19 protein-coding genes are annotated in these 17465 nt (G+C 37.1%); 15 read left to right on the top strand and 4 right to left on the bottom strand.

What is annotated here, in order from left to right; genetic code table 11:
- The first annotated feature begins 35 nt into the window (after window positions 1-35).
- The 10 genes from RZO55_RS19145 to RZO55_RS19100 all read left to right on the top strand — a co-directional run bounded on the left by RZO55_RS19145 (window position 36) and on the right by RZO55_RS19100 (window position 11172).
- Window positions 36-1919, top strand: a complete 1884-nt coding sequence (locus RZO55_RS19145; protein ID WP_318065861.1) for a glycosyltransferase — start codon at window positions 36-38, stop codon at window positions 1917-1919.
- Window positions 1897-3027, top strand: a complete 1131-nt coding sequence (locus RZO55_RS19140) for an acyltransferase family protein (protein WP_318065860.1) — start codon at window positions 1897-1899, stop codon at window positions 3025-3027. Before RZO55_RS19145 ends, RZO55_RS19140 begins: the two co-directional genes overlap by 23 nt.
- Window positions 3028-3149: 122 nt before the next feature.
- Window positions 3150-3557, top strand: a complete 408-nt coding sequence (locus RZO55_RS19135; RefSeq protein WP_318065859.1) for a sugar 3,4-ketoisomerase — start codon at window positions 3150-3152, stop codon at window positions 3555-3557.
- A gap of 21 nt (window positions 3558-3578) precedes the next feature.
- On the top strand, window positions 3579-5204 hold the full coding sequence (locus RZO55_RS19130) for an HAD-IIIC family phosphatase (protein ID WP_318065858.1): 1626 nt from the start codon (window positions 3579-3581) through the stop codon (window positions 5202-5204).
- Between the two features lie 12 nt (window positions 5205-5216).
- The gene (locus RZO55_RS19125; protein ID WP_318065857.1) at window positions 5217-5435 is read left to right on the top strand and encodes a hypothetical protein; all 219 of its coding nucleotides are present in this window, start codon (window positions 5217-5219) and stop codon (window positions 5433-5435) included.
- 1 nt (window position 5436) lies between these two features.
- Window positions 5437-6420 carry a GNAT family N-acetyltransferase gene (locus RZO55_RS19120; protein ID WP_318065856.1) on the top strand — a complete coding sequence of 328 codons (984 nt, stop codon included), beginning with the start codon at window positions 5437-5439 and terminating at the stop codon, window positions 6418-6420.
- Between the two features lie 295 nt (window positions 6421-6715).
- Window positions 6716-6883 carry an IS66 family insertion sequence element accessory protein TnpA gene (tnpA, locus tag RZO55_RS19115; protein ID WP_318065855.1) on the top strand — a complete coding sequence of 56 codons (168 nt, stop codon included), beginning with the start codon at window positions 6716-6718 and terminating at the stop codon, window positions 6881-6883.
- A 377-nt stretch (window positions 6884-7260) separates the two neighbouring features.
- The gene (locus RZO55_RS19110; RefSeq protein WP_318065854.1) at window positions 7261-9174 is read left to right on the top strand and encodes a tyrosine-type recombinase/integrase; all 1914 of its coding nucleotides are present in this window, start codon (window positions 7261-7263) and stop codon (window positions 9172-9174) included.
- On the top strand, window positions 9174-10160 hold the full coding sequence (locus tag RZO55_RS19105) for a tyrosine-type recombinase/integrase (protein ID WP_318065853.1): 987 nt from the start codon (window positions 9174-9176) through the stop codon (window positions 10158-10160). Before RZO55_RS19110 ends, RZO55_RS19105 begins: the two co-directional genes overlap by 1 nt.
- The gene (locus RZO55_RS19100) at window positions 10150-11172 is read left to right on the top strand and encodes a tyrosine-type recombinase/integrase (RefSeq protein ID WP_318065852.1); all 1023 of its coding nucleotides are present in this window, start codon (window positions 10150-10152) and stop codon (window positions 11170-11172) included. Before RZO55_RS19105 ends, RZO55_RS19100 begins: the two co-directional genes overlap by 11 nt.
- 126 nt (window positions 11173-11298) lie before the next feature.
- Here RZO55_RS19100 and tnpA (RZO55_RS19095) read toward each other — a convergent pair whose 3' ends face one another.
- Window positions 11299-11724 carry an IS66 family insertion sequence element accessory protein TnpA gene (gene tnpA / locus RZO55_RS19095; protein WP_318065851.1) on the bottom strand — a complete coding sequence of 142 codons (426 nt, stop codon included), beginning with the start codon at window positions 11722-11724 and terminating at the stop codon, window positions 11299-11301.
- A gap of 87 nt (window positions 11725-11811) precedes the next feature.
- A complete protein-coding gene (locus tag RZO55_RS25940; protein WP_369293238.1) occupies window positions 11812-11940 on the bottom strand; it encodes a transposase family protein in 129 nt (42 codons plus the stop codon).
- Window positions 11941-12101: 161 nt separating this feature from the next.
- Here RZO55_RS25940 and RZO55_RS19090 point away from each other — a divergent pair, with 161 nt between their 5' ends.
- The 5 genes from RZO55_RS19090 to RZO55_RS19070 all read left to right on the top strand — a co-directional run bounded on the left by RZO55_RS19090 (window position 12102) and on the right by RZO55_RS19070 (window position 15809).
- Window positions 12102-12704 carry a DUF6431 domain-containing protein gene (locus RZO55_RS19090; protein WP_318065850.1) on the top strand — a complete coding sequence of 201 codons (603 nt, stop codon included), beginning with the start codon at window positions 12102-12104 and terminating at the stop codon, window positions 12702-12704.
- A gap of 69 nt (window positions 12705-12773) precedes the next feature.
- Window positions 12774-14189, top strand: coding sequence for a DDE-type integrase/transposase/recombinase (locus tag RZO55_RS19085; RefSeq protein WP_318065849.1), 1416 nt, complete (start codon window positions 12774-12776; stop codon window positions 14187-14189).
- Complete coding sequence (locus tag RZO55_RS19080; protein ID WP_318065848.1) at window positions 14182-15000, top strand: ExeA family protein; 819 nt, start codon at window positions 14182-14184, stop codon at window positions 14998-15000. Before RZO55_RS19085 ends, RZO55_RS19080 begins: the two co-directional genes overlap by 8 nt.
- Window positions 14997-15314 (top strand): DUF6618 family protein, encoded by a 318-nt coding sequence (locus tag RZO55_RS19075; RefSeq protein WP_318065847.1) that lies wholly within the window; start codon window positions 14997-14999, stop codon window positions 15312-15314. The genes RZO55_RS19080 and RZO55_RS19075 overlap by 4 nt, the downstream gene beginning before the upstream one ends.
- 222 nt (window positions 15315-15536) lie before the next feature.
- Complete coding sequence (locus RZO55_RS19070) at window positions 15537-15809, top strand: IS66 family transposase (RefSeq protein ID WP_318065846.1); 273 nt, start codon at window positions 15537-15539, stop codon at window positions 15807-15809.
- A 5-nt stretch (window positions 15810-15814) separates the two neighbouring features.
- On the opposite strand, the gene RZO55_RS19065 is transcribed toward RZO55_RS19070, so the two are convergent.
- Window positions 15815-16360 carry an IS66 family transposase gene (locus RZO55_RS19065; RefSeq protein ID WP_318065845.1) on the bottom strand — a complete coding sequence of 182 codons (546 nt, stop codon included), beginning with the start codon at window positions 16358-16360 and terminating at the stop codon, window positions 15815-15817.
- Window positions 16303-17355 carry an IS66 family transposase gene (locus RZO55_RS19060; protein ID WP_318065844.1) on the bottom strand — a complete coding sequence of 351 codons (1053 nt, stop codon included), beginning with the start codon at window positions 17353-17355 and terminating at the stop codon, window positions 16303-16305. The genes RZO55_RS19065 and RZO55_RS19060 overlap by 58 nt, the downstream gene beginning before the upstream one ends.
- Window positions 17356-17465 lie beyond the last annotated feature (110 nt).

The following is a 17465-nucleotide window of genomic DNA, read 5'->3' as shown; positions in this document are numbered from 1 at the left end:
TTTTATGCATTCGAAAATTAGGGAGATATTTTATAATGAAGCAAAAATGTATAGTTTTTCTACCAGTTTATAATGGGAGCAGATATATTAAAGAAACTATTGATTCGGTAATTAATCAAGATTATAAAAATTTAGAACTAGTCATTACCGATGATAAATCAACGGATAAATCAATAACAATTTTAGAAAAATATGTGTCTCAATACCCTGGAAAAATTACTTTAATTAAAAATGAACATAACTTAGGTGTTGGAAGTACATTATACAATAGTTATAAGAAATATTATAGCAATGCAGGATACTTTGCTATGATCGGACATGATGATGTATGGGAGCCTGGTTTTCTCTCTTCACAAATCTTAGCCTTAAATAATGACAATGCTATTGTTTCCTTTTCGGAAGTTAATTATATAAATGGAGCAGGTAAGGCGATTAATAATGATAATCTTTTTTTTCATAAAAAATTAGATAAAATGACTCAACAACAGTTATTTCAACAGCTGATATCCCGAAATTTTTTATGTGCACCATCCTCAGTTGTGAATTTGAATTTATGTGATCCAGAAGAATTAATAGAATTCTGGGGATATAATAATGACACACTACAAGATTATGAAATGTGGTTAAATCTGAGCTTGAAAGGTAAATTTATCTATAATAATAAAACTAGTATCTCTTACCGAATTCATGAAAGTAACTTAAGTGATGAATCTAAAAATATTCTGATCAGTAAGTTGGAATATTATGCAACACTACAGAGAGTATTTTTTTCAGAAGGATTTTGGGGATTTTTAAAAGATTGTAATGATAAATATTATTTTATTGATAAAGTGATAGATAATTTAAAGATAAATTTAGCATACTCTAATCCGTGTAAACTGTTATTATTTAATTTATGCAGTAACTTATTAAACAGAGGGTATGAAGATAACTTAATTAAGGATACATATTATTTCCTCTATATGGATTGTGGTGTAATTATGAAATGCTTAAAAGAGGGTAGAGATTTACCATCTAAAATATCAATTGTTCAATGTGGTGAAATAAAGGAAAAACGAATTGTTAAGTGTTTAGAAAAATCATCAAATATTTATTATGAAGTTGGTGTTGAAAAAATAAAACATTATAGTATGTGTATTGCTCAAATTGATAGTATGGAGTTTTTAATTAATAATGAAAACTTTTTTAGAAATCTTGTTAATAATCAAGTTATTATTGTAGGTAATAAGGAGTCTTTGCATGAAGCCAAAGATAAATTTTCTACATTATTTCTTGATGAAAAAACCGATGAAGATCGCATTGTTAAAACTATTTTCTCATATATGGAAGATAATACACATATTTATAGAAATGGTTTTTTTGATATGATTACAGCATATCATGTTCCAGATTTAAAGACCAATATTGCTAAGATTCAGTTAAATGAAGAGACAGTAAGGAGAATTGAATATATTGAATATTTACCACAAAATGTTACTTACATAACCGGAGAAGAGCTTTTAGTTATTGCTAATGAAAATGGTACAGAGAATCTATTTGAAAATAATCATATAATTAATGAAGAGCTAATTTTGAAAAGTGAAATGAAGTTTGACATTAGAATGAGAATTTTAATAAATAATAAACTATATACATGTCATGATGTTACTAATTCAGTAGAGGGATTAGTTTTGAACTATAAACCAATATCGTATTTTAGTAATTCTACTCGTTCTAATCAATTTACAAGTTTCAATGTATCTGATATTTTGGCACAGTATTATGAATTAGTAGGATCATATAATAATTTAATTAATTCAACATTTTACAGATGGTATAATAAAATATGGAAAATTTTATGTAAGTTCAAAATGGAAAAAGCTGCATTAAAATGTTTAAAGTTATGTAAAAAAATTTATGGTAAATTATTCATCGGATAAGAAGGGGGGGAATGTAGTTAAAATGTTTCCAAAGGAGAAATTACGTGATTCAAACATAGAATTGTTAAGAGCTCTATTGGCTTTCTTTGTAATAGTTTTACATTTCAACAGCGCAAGTATGCCTGGAGGAGGCGGGGCTTCTGCATTAATTTCGGCTGGAAGCATAAGGTATTATGTTGTTCAATTGACAGAAGCACTTAGTTGCTGTGCAGTTAATGTATTTATACTGATATCTGGTTATTACATGGCAGAGAAAAGAGAAATATGTATCAATCAAGTGTTTTCACTTTTTAATAAAGTTGTTTTTTATAATTTGATTTTTTATTATATCATAGTATATCTTAAGTTGGAAAATTTTGATTATATGGTAGCTTTTTATCGTACTATCCCTACCAATTATTTTGTTTTACTATACTCGGTAGTTTATGTATTTACTCCATTTATAACTTTCGTATTTGATAATTTATCTGAAAGTAAAATGGACTTGCTAATTATAATGTTATTCACAATATTTTCAGTTGAGCCAACTATTGTAAACATATGGCAAAATATTGTTGGAATTAAGTTAGTAGGTGTTAATACGGTTGCAATGGAAGGTGATTTTGCAGGTTATAATATAATTAATTTTTTAATGGTATTTATGATAGGCATTTATATTAAACGAAAGGGGATTTTTGCCAAAGTAAAATCATATCAATGGACATTAATTTATCATGTATCTGCTCTGTTCATTTTAATTTTTAGTCATTTTACATCTGTTATGTTTGACTATAGCAATGTATTGGTTATAATTGAAGCAGTTGCTCTTTTTAAAGCGTTTGAGTCATTTAATATACCTTATAATAAAATTATTAATTCTTTTGGGGGAGCTGCATTTGACATTTTCCTAATACATACCAATACGCTTTTCTTAGTATATTTTTGGGAGAAGTTTAAAATTGCAGAAAATTATGCTTTACTTACCTTCGTTAAAATGGTAGGTTTTTCTATGGCAACTACAATTAGTATGTATCTACTTTGTTATTTAATTTCGTTAATTTATAAGTTGTTATTTTCAAAACTTATTGAGCGATACTCTAATAGAAAAAAATTTTTTATTAAAGTTTAAAAGTTGTTTTCATAAATGATATGATAGTATTAACATTGACATCACTTAAAGGGAAATGTATAATGTAACCACTAAAATAAGATCTGACATACAATTAGCATGTGCTGATAGGAGATGATAAAATGCAGGTAATAAAGTATGCGTTCCAACAACATGGTGATGATCGGGGGCAATTAGTAGCGTTGGAGGAATTTAAAGATATTCCATTTGAAATAAAACGGGTATATTATATGTATGATACAAGCGAAGGAGTACGACGTGGTTTCCACGCTCACCGAAATCTGGAACAGATTTTAATTTGCATACATGGAAGTTGTAAAATATTATTAGATAATGGTAAGGAGAAGAAAGTAGTATTTTTAGAGAAACCATATGAAGGTTTGTATGTCTCGAATGATATTTGGAGAGAGATGTATGATTTTTCCAGCGATGCTGTTTTGATGGTTTTAGCATCAGATTATTATAACGAAAGTGATTATATAAGAAACTATGATGATTTTTTAGAAACAGCAAAAAATAAAAACAAGTGAAATAAAAATAGGAGGTAGCGTATGATTAACAGTATGCATATGATTGATTTGCAGAAATTGCTGTTTGAAAAACAACTTCGAAGGAAGGACTTGTTAGATTATACACCTGTCGGAGGGCAGAAATTTAAAGCCACTGTCTATCGCAACCATTCATTTGAGTTAATTGAGAATACAATTAAACCATATTTGGACTATGCAGGGTTAACGGTAGTATTTGATTATAGTGATTATGATGATAGCTTATCGTTCATAAATATTAATCAAGACTCTGATTTCCTAATTATATGGTTGGATAGTTGCCGATACAAAGCTAACTTATTTATGGATTTCTTGAAAGAACGGTTAAATTATTTAAAAGAGATTTATAAAAAACCTGTATTAATTGTTATTAGTGGCAGCAATGAGACTATAGAATTAAATTCTCAGTTTTTACAAGTTGAATTGAGCGACATTGAAACTGAACTTGGTATTGAATTTTATGATGAGCGTTTAGAAAAGTATTCGGGCACTCGCCTTAGTTCAAAGGCATGCATGCTGATTGCAAAAAAAATTGGCTTACACTATATTCCGATATTGGTTAGGCCTAATTTGAAAGCAATTGTTGTGGACTTAGATAATACTCTTTATCACGGAGTTTTAGGGGAAGATGGTATTGCCGGTGTGAGCATTACTGATGGTCATGTTAAATTACAGAATAATTTGGTCAGACTTGCAAAAGAAGGTTTTTATGTATGTGTGGCATCTAAAAATGAAGCTGAAGATGTATATTCGTTATTTAAAGAACGTACAGATTTTTCATTAAAGCTGGAGAATTTAACTAAAGTATGCGCTACGTGGAAGGCTAAAGCGGATTCCATAAATGAAATTAGTCAGTCTTTAAACATTGGAATAGAGAGTATTTTATTTATAGACGACAATATGGGAGAACTCGCGCACGTTAAAGAAGTATATCCTGATATACATCAAATATATGCAAATTTTGATGCAGAGATTACTGCTAAGGTACTGGACTTCTATCCAGGTCTTATGAAAACAAATATTAAACATGAAGATACTATACGTAAAAAAGATATCCAGGCAAATGACGAACGTAAAAAACTTCAGACAAATTATTCAACTGAGGATTATTTAAGGGCATTAAGAGTTGTAATTACTTTTAATATCAATGATGTAGGAGAGATAGAAAGAGTTAGTGAATTGTCAAATAAAACTAATCAGTTCATATTTAATTATAAACGTTACTCTTCAACTAATCTAAAAGAAAAAATCCATTCTGGTAATTACGCAATATGTACTGTATCTCTGGAAGATAAACTTTCGGATAGTGGTATTGTTGGCGTTTGTGTAATAAAAAGTGATGGAAATTGTGGTCATTTAGAAGAAGTTTTTGTTAGTTGCCGAGCGTTGGGGAGAGGCCTTGATGAAATAATAGTACTTGGTGCTGTTCAATATACTTTAGATGCACTAAGGATTGATAAACTGGAGACCTACATTATGATAGGTGAAAGAAACTTACCAGCAAGAACGTTTTATGAACAATACTTTAAAAAATTTAATAATAGTTCAGGGCAATTTCGTTATGATATACCTGATAATTTAATTACTTGCCATTTTAAGAATGGTATTTTTAAAGAAATGAATAGTTAAAAAGGAGAAGAGATGAAAGAAGACATTGTTAAAATAATTGCAAAGGTTACAAAATTAAGCCCAGAGATGCTCATGATGGAAAGTGATAAGCCACGCCAATGGGATTCAATGAATCATATTGAAGTTTTGTTGTTGTTAGAGGAAGAATATGAAATTACATTTAGTGAAGAAGAAATGGCAGAATTAAATTCCGTTGATGCTATATGTGAAATTGTTGAACGGATGGTTTAAAATGAAAATAAATATTAAGATTAGCGGATATTCTTATCGACTTAGGCCAGTAACAATAGATGATGCTCAAACTATAATTGATATTAGATTACAAGATATTGAAAGAAATAGGTATATACATAAAATAAGTAGTGACTTATTAGAGCAAACTAAGTGGATTAAGGAATATATGGAACGTGATAATGATTATTATTTCATTATAGAAAATATCTTTACGGAAAAAACTGAAGGATTAATATCCATTTACGATATCAATAACGATAAAGCGGAATGGGGGCGTTGGGTATTAAAAAAAGGATCAATGGCCTCCGTTGAAAGTGTATATCTAATACTCAAAGTGGCTTTTGAAAAATTAGGACTTAAAGAAGCTTATTCCAGAACTATAGAGAAAAATACTTCAGTTGTCGCTTTTCATGATTCGATAGGTCAAAAGCATCGTAGAATTTTGAAAAACTATGTACAGCTAAGTGGAGAGAACTGTAATGCAGTAGAACATTTTATAAATAAAGAATATTTTTTTGATACAGTGGACTCTTTGTTGCAAATGAAAAGTCTTCAAGTATTCAAACGCAATATGGAAGCACAAATAGGTGAAAAATTAATTTTTCATCATATCGGAGTAGCTACAGTAGAAATTAAGAAAGAATTACCTGTATTCTACATGATTGGATATAAATTGTGTTCTGAAATATTTATAGATGAAATTCAAGGTATTAAAGGCTGCTTTTTGGAGATGAAAAATGGTCCAAGGATTGAGTTGTTGGAGAACCTCCCGGAAAGTGATACCCTTAGTCGTTTTCAAGAAAACAATCAAAAAATGTATCATATTGCATACTATGTAAAAAATCTTGACCAAACTATTTATGCATTACAGAAGTGTAGGGCAAAGGTTTTATCAAGTTCTAAAGTTTCAAACTATTTTAAAAAGAGAATATGTTTTTTAATTCTTACAAACAAATTGATGATTGAATTAATAGAAGAGTAAAAGATAACATTTTATGCATATTTAATTTAGTTGTTAGATGAAATTTGATTTAGCAGGTATTAAGGTTGGGTTTTAATTAGCTTCATTTATCTATTTTGTGACAGACGATGTAGTTAATCAAGGTTTTACTCCAAGAGCCTGACGGAATGTGTCTTCTCTATAAACGGTTTGATGTTGTTAAAGGAAAGTAACGATGGATACGTAATAGCAATGAGACAATAAACATTACCTAGTAACAATTTGCCTGGATTATGACAGGGCTTGTAATCGAGTAATCAAATAGGAACCTCAAACTTTGGCTTTGACAAAAGCTCAAAAAGATGAATACTGGATGGATTGTATTCAGCAGTGCCGCGTAAGCGGCTTATCTGATTACGCCTGGTGCAGCCAGAATGGTATACCTACCAAGCTCTTTTTATTACAACATAAAGAGACTGAGGAAGAAAGCTTCTATGATTCCTGACTCTGTTACAAGAGTTCTAGAGAAAACAGAAGTTGTACCAATACACTACAACGAACTGCAAGAAACAAAAGTAGTTCTTCCTAAAAAAACAAACGGATTCTATTGCAATCCATCTTGAATACAATGGCTTCGTTTTGGCTATCAGTAACGATGCAGACGCCGCCATTATTGCAGCAACATTAAATGCGTTGCGACAACTGTGCTAGGTGATCTTCTCCGGTGTGGCAAAGATATTTCTTGTGGCCGGCTTCTCCACAGCTTATTTTTATCCTCATCTTTTCATGAAAGCCTTTAAAATCTAAAAATCCCGCTGAAAAGATGAGGATAACATCCTTCTAAATGAGATAATGAAACCATCTAAAAATGGAGGTGGTTTTATGGACTATTATCGCAACGTAACAAAGGTAATGGGTTTTCTCAAAGAAAAGCATGTCTGCTCAAGCAGCTGTGCTTCTCATGGTGAGTGTTACAAAGTATTCGCTGAATATCTGATCATTAATAGAGTCGATTATTCAGACAAAACAGTAAACGATTGGCTCGCATCAATCAAAGAAGATTATTCCAGGCAAAAATGTTATTACTGGAGCCAGTACATGATACAGATGAAGGAGATGATCTCCACAGGTACGATATCAGACAGGTATCTGTATCTGGTCCAGTCGTCTTATGACAAGGTGCCCGATTCTTTAAAATTGTCTCTTGACGCATATCTCCAATCATGTATCGAAGATTATACAAAACGTTCATGGCAATTAGCAAGGATCTATTGCTCAGAAGTTATGCTCTTTTTTCATGACCATGGAGCAACAACTATCTGTGAATTTACCTATCAGGATATCTGTCTGCTTTATCTTACGGATTTATCCTGTACACCAAAAACGAAATCCCTGATTCTTGGGCATGCATCCAGAATGATGGGCTTTTTTTCAGCACAAGGATGGTGCCCCAGAGGCTTTCCTATACTGCTTGACAGCAAAATCCACCCACATGTTGGAGTTAAGGAACGTTTCTCAAAGAAAAATCAGGACTCAATCGAATGTTATCGCGAGCAAAGCCTCGATTTTCCAGCAGATGAACTGTATGATTCTATTGAAAGTTTTATTGAAATGCTGCAGATGCATGGATATATTGGAACAACTTTATATATGTCTCGCCACATCTTAACTTCCCTGTACCTGTTCCTTGAAATCCATGAACTGGGCTACCTTCCGAAAATCGCCTGGATATGGTTCGCTGAAATCCGGTGCACTATGGGAAACTCATGGAAACAATGGCGGAGAATACTGAAATGCTATGAAGAGTACACCATTAACGGAGATATCCTTTCTGATAAGAAATACCGTTACGAACCGGATTTGCTCACATCCCTTCCTTCATGGTGTAGAAATCCCATCTCTGCATTCCTGAAAAGAAAGAAAAGAGAATTCCGCAGCATCGCTACAATAGAAAAAAGCCAGTATCCGTGCATCAGGTTCTGCCGGTTTCTGGTCGGACATGACATATCTGCTTTTCATGAACTTACGCCGGAGATTATCAATAAGTTTAGCCTTTCGGATCCACATGATACTTTTAAAGGGCGTTCTTCCTATTTTACAATAATACGACAGTTCCTTGAATATCTGGAAGAAGCAGGGAGCATAAAAAATAAGTCTCTTCACAAATGTCTTATGACGGGGTCAGCGCCGGTTGAAAAGTTTGTTGATGTCCTGACGGAACTGCAAATCAACCAGATCATGAAATACCGGCAGAAGCATGATAGTCCAATGGAACTTCGAAATATCGCAATTGTAATGCTTGGCTTGAAAATGGGATTACGCGCTTCGGATGTTGTAAACCTGAAACTCTGCGATATAAAGTGGAAACAAAGACAGATTTCAATCATCCAGCAAAAAACACAGACACAGCTTACATTGCCTCTTCCAGTTGATGCTGGCAACTCTATCTACTTATATATCAGAAACGGTCGTCCAAAATCAACTGACAACCATGTATTTATCCGGCATAAGGCTCCTTATGGAAAGATTACAACAAAGAATTGTACTAAGGCGCTCCACAGTATCCTTCCTGAACGGAAAGAAGTAAAAGGCGGCGGTTTTCATGTAACAAGAAGGACATTTGCGACACGTCTTCTACGCAATCAGGCAGGCATTGCTACTGTGATTGACTCCCTTGGACATCGGGACAATACTTCCGTGATGAAGTACTTGTCTCTGGATGAAGAGACAATACGATCCTGTGGACTTTCACTCACTGAAACCAGTCTTGCATTGGAGATTGGAGGGTTGCTGTAATGGTAATAAAAGACTATCCGTATCAAAGCTGCTTTGCCCCTTATATCGAAGCATTGATCCTGCAGAAAAGGCAGGCAGGATTTCTATACGTTACAGAAGAGTACAATCTGAAGCACTTTGATGCTTTTTGCATAGAACACAGTGTTACCCTGCCGGTAATCACCAGGGAACTTTCCCTGGCATGGGGTACACCCCGTAATTCAGAAGCAAAAACGACATGTTCCCACAGGATATCCATACTCCGCCAACTGTCTTTATATATGCAGTCGCAAGGGATGGATGCATATATTCCGACACGGTTCCATAAAAAGAGTAATGTCGTAGCACATGTACTTTCAGACGAAGAGATAATTGCATTTTTTAAAGAAGCAGACAATTATCATCCTGAACTTAATGCTACTGTATTCATGCGGCTTTCAATGGAATACCGGGTACTGTTCAGAGTTATTTATTGCTGTGGTCTCCGTATCTCTGAAGCACGGAAACTGAAAAATGGTGATATCGACCTAAAAGAAGGGGCTATCCGGATTAAACAGGCAAAAGGACGAAAAGACCGGCTTGTTTATCTACCTCCAGATCTCATGGAGCTTTGCCAACAGTATAAAACGCTTATGGATTTTGTTTACCATGTAACATCGATCTGGTTCTTTCCTGCGCGTAATCCGGAATGCATCCTCAGTGTGAGCACGATTGATTTAAAGTTCAGGCAATTCTGGACAAACACTCCTTTTGCTACAGTTTGCGACCGTACCCCGACTGTTCACAGCCTCCGACACAGCTTTGTAGTTAAAAGAATGAACCTGTGGATGGAGCGAGGCATTCCTCTTGGCGTTATGATGCCGTACCTGAGTAAGTATCTTGGGCATTGCAGTCCGGATGATACGTTCTATTACTATCATCAGATTCAGGAATCTTTCCGGATTGTACGTGATAAGGATACCTCATCGTTAAAAATCATTCCGGAGGTGCGTACTTATGAAGAGTAAAAACAACATACAGGAACTGTTTTTTTCAAGAACAAGCGATTATTTAAACCACTATCTCCCAAATCAGGTACTAAAAAGCAATCACACAATCGAAACATATCGGGATGCCCTGACAGTATTACGGCGCTATGTGACAAACCAAAAGCAGATATCACTCCGTAAGTTCCGATTTGATGACTGTACACATGACTTTCTTCTTGATTATGTCGCCTTTCTTAAGGACTCTGGATGTGCGGAAAGGACATGTAATAACCGGCTGGCTGCATTAAGGGCTTATCTGTGGTACGCAGCGGATAGTGATATTTCTTTACAGTCCATAGCTCTTACCGCATCAAAAGTCCCGTTTCTGCGAGTTCCTAAACGCACCCGTGAAACAATTAGTGAGGAGGATCTTGCTGCACTGCTTGCTGCACCACCTAACACAAAGATAGGATTACGTGACCGGATGATAATGATTCTTTTATACGATTCTGCCATACGGGTATCAGAACTTCTAGCGTTAAAAATGTCGTCGGTGAACACTCAGTCTTGTATCCCGTATATCCGGATTCATGGAAAAGGTGATAAAGAGCGTACTGTTTCTATCACAGATAAAACGGTTACCCATCTGAATGTATACGTGGAAAAATATCATCCGAAAAAAGAAGGAAACAGTTTTCTCTTTTATACACTGATCCATGGACAAGCAGGGATGATGTCAACGGGAAATGTGGAACGCATACTAAAAAAATATGCAGACATAATCCGACCAGACCATCCGAATTTGCCAAAACATGTTTATCCGCATATGGTACGGAGATCTCGTGCAACTAATCTATATCAGAATGGTGTGGAACTTGAACTGGTTTCCAGGATTCTTGGTCATTCATCAACGGAAACCACTCGGATCTATGCAGTTCCTTCAATAGAAATGATGAGGGAAGCGATGGAAAAAGGAAATCTGGCTGTTTCAGAAGCCCCACTATGGCCGGAGGCTGATGAAGAAATGGCGCGTCTGTGTGGACTCCGATAAATATGTTATCCTCATCTTTTCAGCGAGATTCTAATATTTAAAGTTCTTTCATGAAAAGATGAGGATAAAAATAAGCTGTGGAGAATCCGCAAACGATGTAGACCGCGTCCACTCCGGAGATATCGGCTAGCATGATTGCCCTTTCAGGATCCGCAGGATCTCTACCAACAGCTTCGGGTCTGCGGCATTGCTGATTTTCACCCTGAAGTTGTCCACCATAAGTTTGATTGTATGTGAATTGTCAAGGTGCATTGTAGGCTTTGGCACATCTATGCACGGGGAAACTGGTTGCGGGCAAGGATCCGGACATAGGTCAACCCGGACCACTTCCTGTCGGGAAGTAAAGTCAAGTGCATATGTGTTATCAGATGGCACAGCGGTCTCCGGGATGGCACAGGCTTTTTTTCTCAGCCTGGTGACGGCATTGTAAAAACTGCTCGGTGGGACGTTGTTCTGCTCACACCATGCATTGTCTGCCAGACCGCTTTGACGGCATTCGGTAATGAGTTTCAGCCATTCTTCTTGGGAACGACGTGAGTTATATTTAGCCATAGCAGTCCTCCAATATGAAAGTGTAGAAAAAAACTACTTGTCTACCATTATGAAGGAATATGAACTAATTTACTATTCACCCAAAATTTAGGCGCTTACTAATAAAAGAATAGTCTGCTTATCCTGAAATGGAATATCCTGAATTTCACGTTCATAAACGGAATGTACTCTTGCTGAAGGGCATCCACAATATGGACAACTAAGTTTATCTTTCACAGATTGAATTGCTAAAATAATTTGGTTGTTCTTTATTTTACAACTGGTACATTCTAAACTGTTTGTTATTGCCAACCTAAATTGACATGTTTATAAATTCCTTGCCTGTCACTGATTAGACCTTTATACTGTCATTAAAGTATAAAAAGAAAGAGGTCCCAGTGACACCCTCCTGCAAGATCGTGATCACTGGAACCATTGGTATAAAACCATGGTCATTATATCAGATTACACGGTCACCTACAATGAGGAAGAAAATATTTTTAATTGAGAGTAGTGAAAATTCCATCTGCCCGATATGTGGTCATTCTTTAAAGGTTCGTGACCACGTAAAACGTATTGTGAAAAGTATCAATAATGAAGAACGCTGGCTTTACATACGCAGACTGCTCTGTACCAATGCTTCCTGCCATTCTTTACACCGCGAACTCCCAGATATACTGGCTCCCTTTAAGCACTTCGAATCAGATATCATAGCTGGAGTTCTGGATGAACTAATCACACCGAATACGAAAGGATATGAAGATCATCCAAGTGAATCCACCATGCAGCAATGGCATTACTGGCTGATGATTAACTGGAATACGATGGAAGGAACTTTAAAATCAAAAGGATACCAGTTCCTTGGCTTTACTGAGGAACTTCTTACCACCAGTGTTTCACTGCTCAATCAGCTTCGGGAAGATACTTGCGACTGGCTCCGCATTATCCTCCGCTTCATATATAACTCCGGTGTGTTTTTGCGTTCCACCTGGGACCAATAGCTATGCACCGACTTTAAATGTACTGTCAATCCTTTTCCGTGTACGATTGCCTCATAGGAGGTAATCAAATTGCAAAACGAAGAACGAACAACAAAACACTGGCAGGATGATCAGGCACTGGAACGATTCCAGATGATTTCTCCACTTCTTGACGAATCGCTGGACATTGCAAAGCGTGTCGGACTAAGGGAGCAACTTTCCAAGCAGTATAATGTCTCGACAAGAAGCCTTTACCGGTATGAGAGCTTCTACCATGAGAATGGATTTTCAGGTCTAAGACCAATGAACCGCGTAGCCCAAAGATCCCAGTCTCTTCCTGAAAACTTTGACGAACTTGTCGGCGAAGCCATCCAGTTAAAGAGGGAGGTGCCCTCCAGATCAGTCGCCCAAATCATTCTGATATTGGAACTGGAAGGACGTGTAGCTCCTGGTGTCCTAAAACGGTCTACCATGCAGCGCTACCTTTATAAAAACGGTTTTGGCAAAAAGCAGATGAAGAAATATACGGAAGCACGAAAGAGCTCTTCCAAACGATTCTGCAAGCCACACCGCATGATGCTGGTCGAATCCGATATCAAGTATGGATTAAAGCTCCCAATTGGTCCAAATGCTTCTATGGTACAGACTTATCTGGTAGTCATTATTGATAATCATTCCAGATATGTTCTGGAAGCGAAATGGTATGACCATCAGAGAGAAAGCATCGTTGAAGACTGCTATCACAGAGCCGTTTTGAAGCACGGACGCATTCGGACTTGCTACCACGATAATGGAAAACAATTCGTTTCCCGCCAGCTGATCCAGTCACTTTCAAAGCTCGGAATCCGTGTGTTAAAAGCAAAGCCTTACTCACCACAATCCAAAGGAGGTGTGGAAGTATTCAACCGGTTTGTAAATGCATTTCTGGCAGAAGCATCTGTACAGAAAATAAAAACACTGGAAGAACTGAATCAGTTCTGGGATATCTGGCTGGAGGAGTATTACCACAACAAACCTCATGAAGGAATTGAAGAATACTATAAAAGTCTTCATTCCCCAGTACCCGCAGGAGGCATTAGCCCTCTTCAGGAATGGAACCGGGATTCACAGCCATTGGTTTTTCTGGATGCTACAGTGGTGGGGAAAGCTTTCCAGCACCATGAAACACGCGAAGTTGATAAAGGCGGCTGCATCCGTGTTGGAGGTCAGATGTACGAGACCAGCACAGCTCTCATCGGTGCAAAAGTAGAAATTTCATACGATCCACTAAAACCTAAAATCATTACTGTATCTTACAGCGGAATAAAACCATTTCCTGCAAGACCACTTCAGATCAGCGAGTACTGTGATCCAAAACCGGAAATACCGGCAAGTATGCTTCCAGCAGAACCAGAATCTTCAAGATTACTTGAAGGGCTCAAACGCCAGCGGGAGCGGACGTTACAAATACAGGCAAATGCCCTTTCTTTCAGCAGCTATGGAAAGGAGGGTGAGGATCATGTATGAAAACTTTTTTGAAATGATGCATACGCCGTTTACAAGAGACAATCCTCCGGAACTGCTTTATGAATCGCCGTATGTTGCAGATGCCATTGGACGTCTGACCTATGCCGCCGACCGTCAGCTTTTTGCGGTGGTCACGGCAGATGCCGGCTGTGGAAAATCCACCCTGATTCGTAAGTTTGTTACGTCTCTTCCCAAAGACAGTTACATTGTCTTGTATCTGTCAGATTCAAAACTTACACCAAGATGGTTCTACAAAGGAATGCTTGACCAGCTTGGTATTGAATCGAAATTTTACCGTGGAGATGCCAAACGTCAGCTTCAGAATCAGATTGAAATCATCCGTGGAGTCCAGAATAAAAAGGTAATCTGTATTCTTGATGAAGCACATCTTCTTGAAAAAGAAACCATAGAAGAATTTCGATTTTTGCTCAACTACAGATTTGACTCCATGAGTCCAATGGCACTTGTTCTTGTAGGTCAGACAGAACTTTGGGACAAACTGAAACTACAGCGTTATGCTGCAGTTCGTCAGCGAATTGACATTAATTGCGTATTGCCGCATCTGGATCGTTCTGAAACAGAACAATATATCCAGTCCCATCTGGTGTATGCCAAAGGGCGTCAGGATCTTATTACCGACAAAGCATTGGATGACATCTATCAGGAATCCAGCGGAATTCTAAGGAGCATCAATCGAATCGCAGAAAAATGCCTTATGTATGCATTTCAGCAGAATAAACGTTTGATTGATGAACACATGGTCCGATATGTTGTAGACCACGAAATGCTGAAAGGTGGTGGTAATGCATGAGTATCCTCTTTCAAGCGAAAACATCAGAGAATTCCCGAAGCAGCTGGACTGGAGAAATTAGAACTCTCCAGATAGATCATGAACCTTTCGAAGTTGAAGTATCCGCCAGAGGAAGCTATTTTCATCTGCTTATAGGAAGCCACGCATATGGGAACTATATCTGCATTCCCAACTGGGATGTAGGAACAGAGCTAGCCCAGCTTTCCGATTTCTTTTGGAACCAGGAACGATTACGCAGCACCAAACTCAAAAAAACAGATGCATGCAGTGTGGCGTATGCGCTTCTTGAATTATCAAAGTACATAAATTTATGATAAATCCTTCGGGCGGTTCAGCCGCCCAAGGAGCGTCAACATTGACAGAAAGTTGATCAAATCCATGACGGCGTGACAAATCAGTTCAATGACAGCTCATAAAATCAGTAACAACTGTTATCTAATAATTTTATAAGTTGCTGTTCCATACAATCACCATCCTATAATCTGATTATAAGACTATACTATTATAAAATCAACCAAGACTGGAAAGAACCAATTATGCGCTTACATTCTTACTGCAACCAACTCTTTCAGATAGAGAAAGAACTGAAAGACTTAGAACCAGAAGAGCGACAGAAAAAGCGTCTTGAACTGGAGCGACCTGTACTGGATGCATTCTGGAAGTGGACGAATGGGATAAATGCCCTTGGCGGATCAAAGCTTGCCAAGGCAATTAACTATGCCCAAAACCAAAGATCATATATGGAGAATTACCGTAAGTGCTTCAAAAGATGGCGTCCTATTCAGTTTACATTATTCATGCTAAACTGAAGGCATCATTTTTTGAGGCATTTTTTATGTTTTATTGTAAGCCGGCATCTGTCCGGCAGTTCTTTTGACCATGGAAGATACTGATCTAGAAGCTCTGGGTGTTGGAGATGATTGTTGTTTGGCATCTCTTCAAGAAGATACTTCAAATATTCATACACATCCAGATGATTGGCTCTGGCACTTTCCACCAGCGTATACAAGATAGCGTTAGCCCTGGCTCCCTTTGGAGTATCTGCAAACAGCCACGCACGTCTTGCAGTTGCAAATGGTTTAATGTTTGCCTCACAAAGATTATTAGAAAGTGGAATTCTCCCATCTTCAAGAAAAGTTTCCAGATCTTTCTTTTGATTTACCGCATAGGTAAGAGCCTTGGTCAGATTCTCATTTGTTGTATGCATGGCTGCAGTCTTTTCAATCCACGACCAAAACGCATCAAGGATCGGCTTTGAGGCCTCCTGACGCTTCATTTTCTTTTCTTCAAATGAGAGAGATTCTATTTCTTCTTCAACCTTAAACAGAAGATTGATGTATTCACGGCCTTCCACAGGCATCTTTTATAATTTCCAGCCTTATTATATCCGGCGTATGCATCTGTGATCAGATATCCAGGATATTCTCCCAACAGGCTTTTAGCAACTCCCGTGCTTCTGGTTTGGGAATAGTAGAAGTATGCTGCCTGCACTTCTTCGCATGCAGCACTACGCATTACCCACATGAAAGAATCGGTACTGGCTTTTCTTCCATCTTCCTTATTGCACTGGATTCTGGTTTCGTCCATGTGAAGTACTTCACTTTTCAAAAGCTGTCCATGTATCTTCTGATAGATAGGCAGGAACCATTCTTCACTGCACCTAATTGTCCAGTAAGCCATGTCTGCTCTGGTAAGCACCAGTCCCATACGGAACCACTCTTTTTCCTGTCTGTTAAAAGGAACTCCCAGCATGAATTTCAGATACATGATCTGTGCCGCCAATGATGGTGTTGAAAATGAATGCGGAAGAATAGGAGCGGGAACACCTGCTTTCACAAATACAGGAGTTTTATTTTCACTATCCTTCTTTCCACAGTTCTCGCACTTGGCAACCTGGCGCACGATCTGCTTTACAATTAGTTTTGCCTGTATAAATTCAACCTCAGTACGAACAATCTGTTTCCCAATCACTTTAAGCCTGCCACCACACTTTGGGCATTCTTCCCCTTCATTGATCACGTATTCTACAAGTTCTTTCTTTAATCCGGAAAGCATTTCTTTTCTGACCCCTGACTTACGTGGAGTTTTTTCATGGCTCTTGACCGTGATTTTCCGCTGGTCTTTTAGAAGTTCCTGGGCCAGTTCCTGAACGGATTCAAAAAGACTCATCTGACCATCCGTCTGAGATTTTTCAGAAGATGTGCCAAAGATTTTTTTCCGTGCATGAAGCAGTGCCTGTATCATGTTTTCGATTTGAATACGCTGCTTTTCAATCAGCTTGTTCTGATCAGCTATCAATTGTTCTTTTTCAGCCAAAAGTGCACGCAGTTTTAAAAGTTCTTCCTGTTCAGTCATGGTATCTTTCCTTTGATTTTTGTTAAGATAAGTATACCATTTTTCTCATATTTTTTCTATAATTAAAGCATATATAAGAGACTGAAAAGTGCTGAAAACGTGGCGGTTTC

Source organism: Clostridium boliviensis, from assembly GCF_033342255.1.
Lineage (GTDB): Bacteria > Bacillota > Clostridia > Lachnospirales > Lachnospiraceae > Lacrimispora > Lacrimispora boliviensis.
The sequence above is the reverse complement of the archived record's forward strand: the minus strand, read 5'-3'. Positions and strand labels throughout refer to the sequence as shown.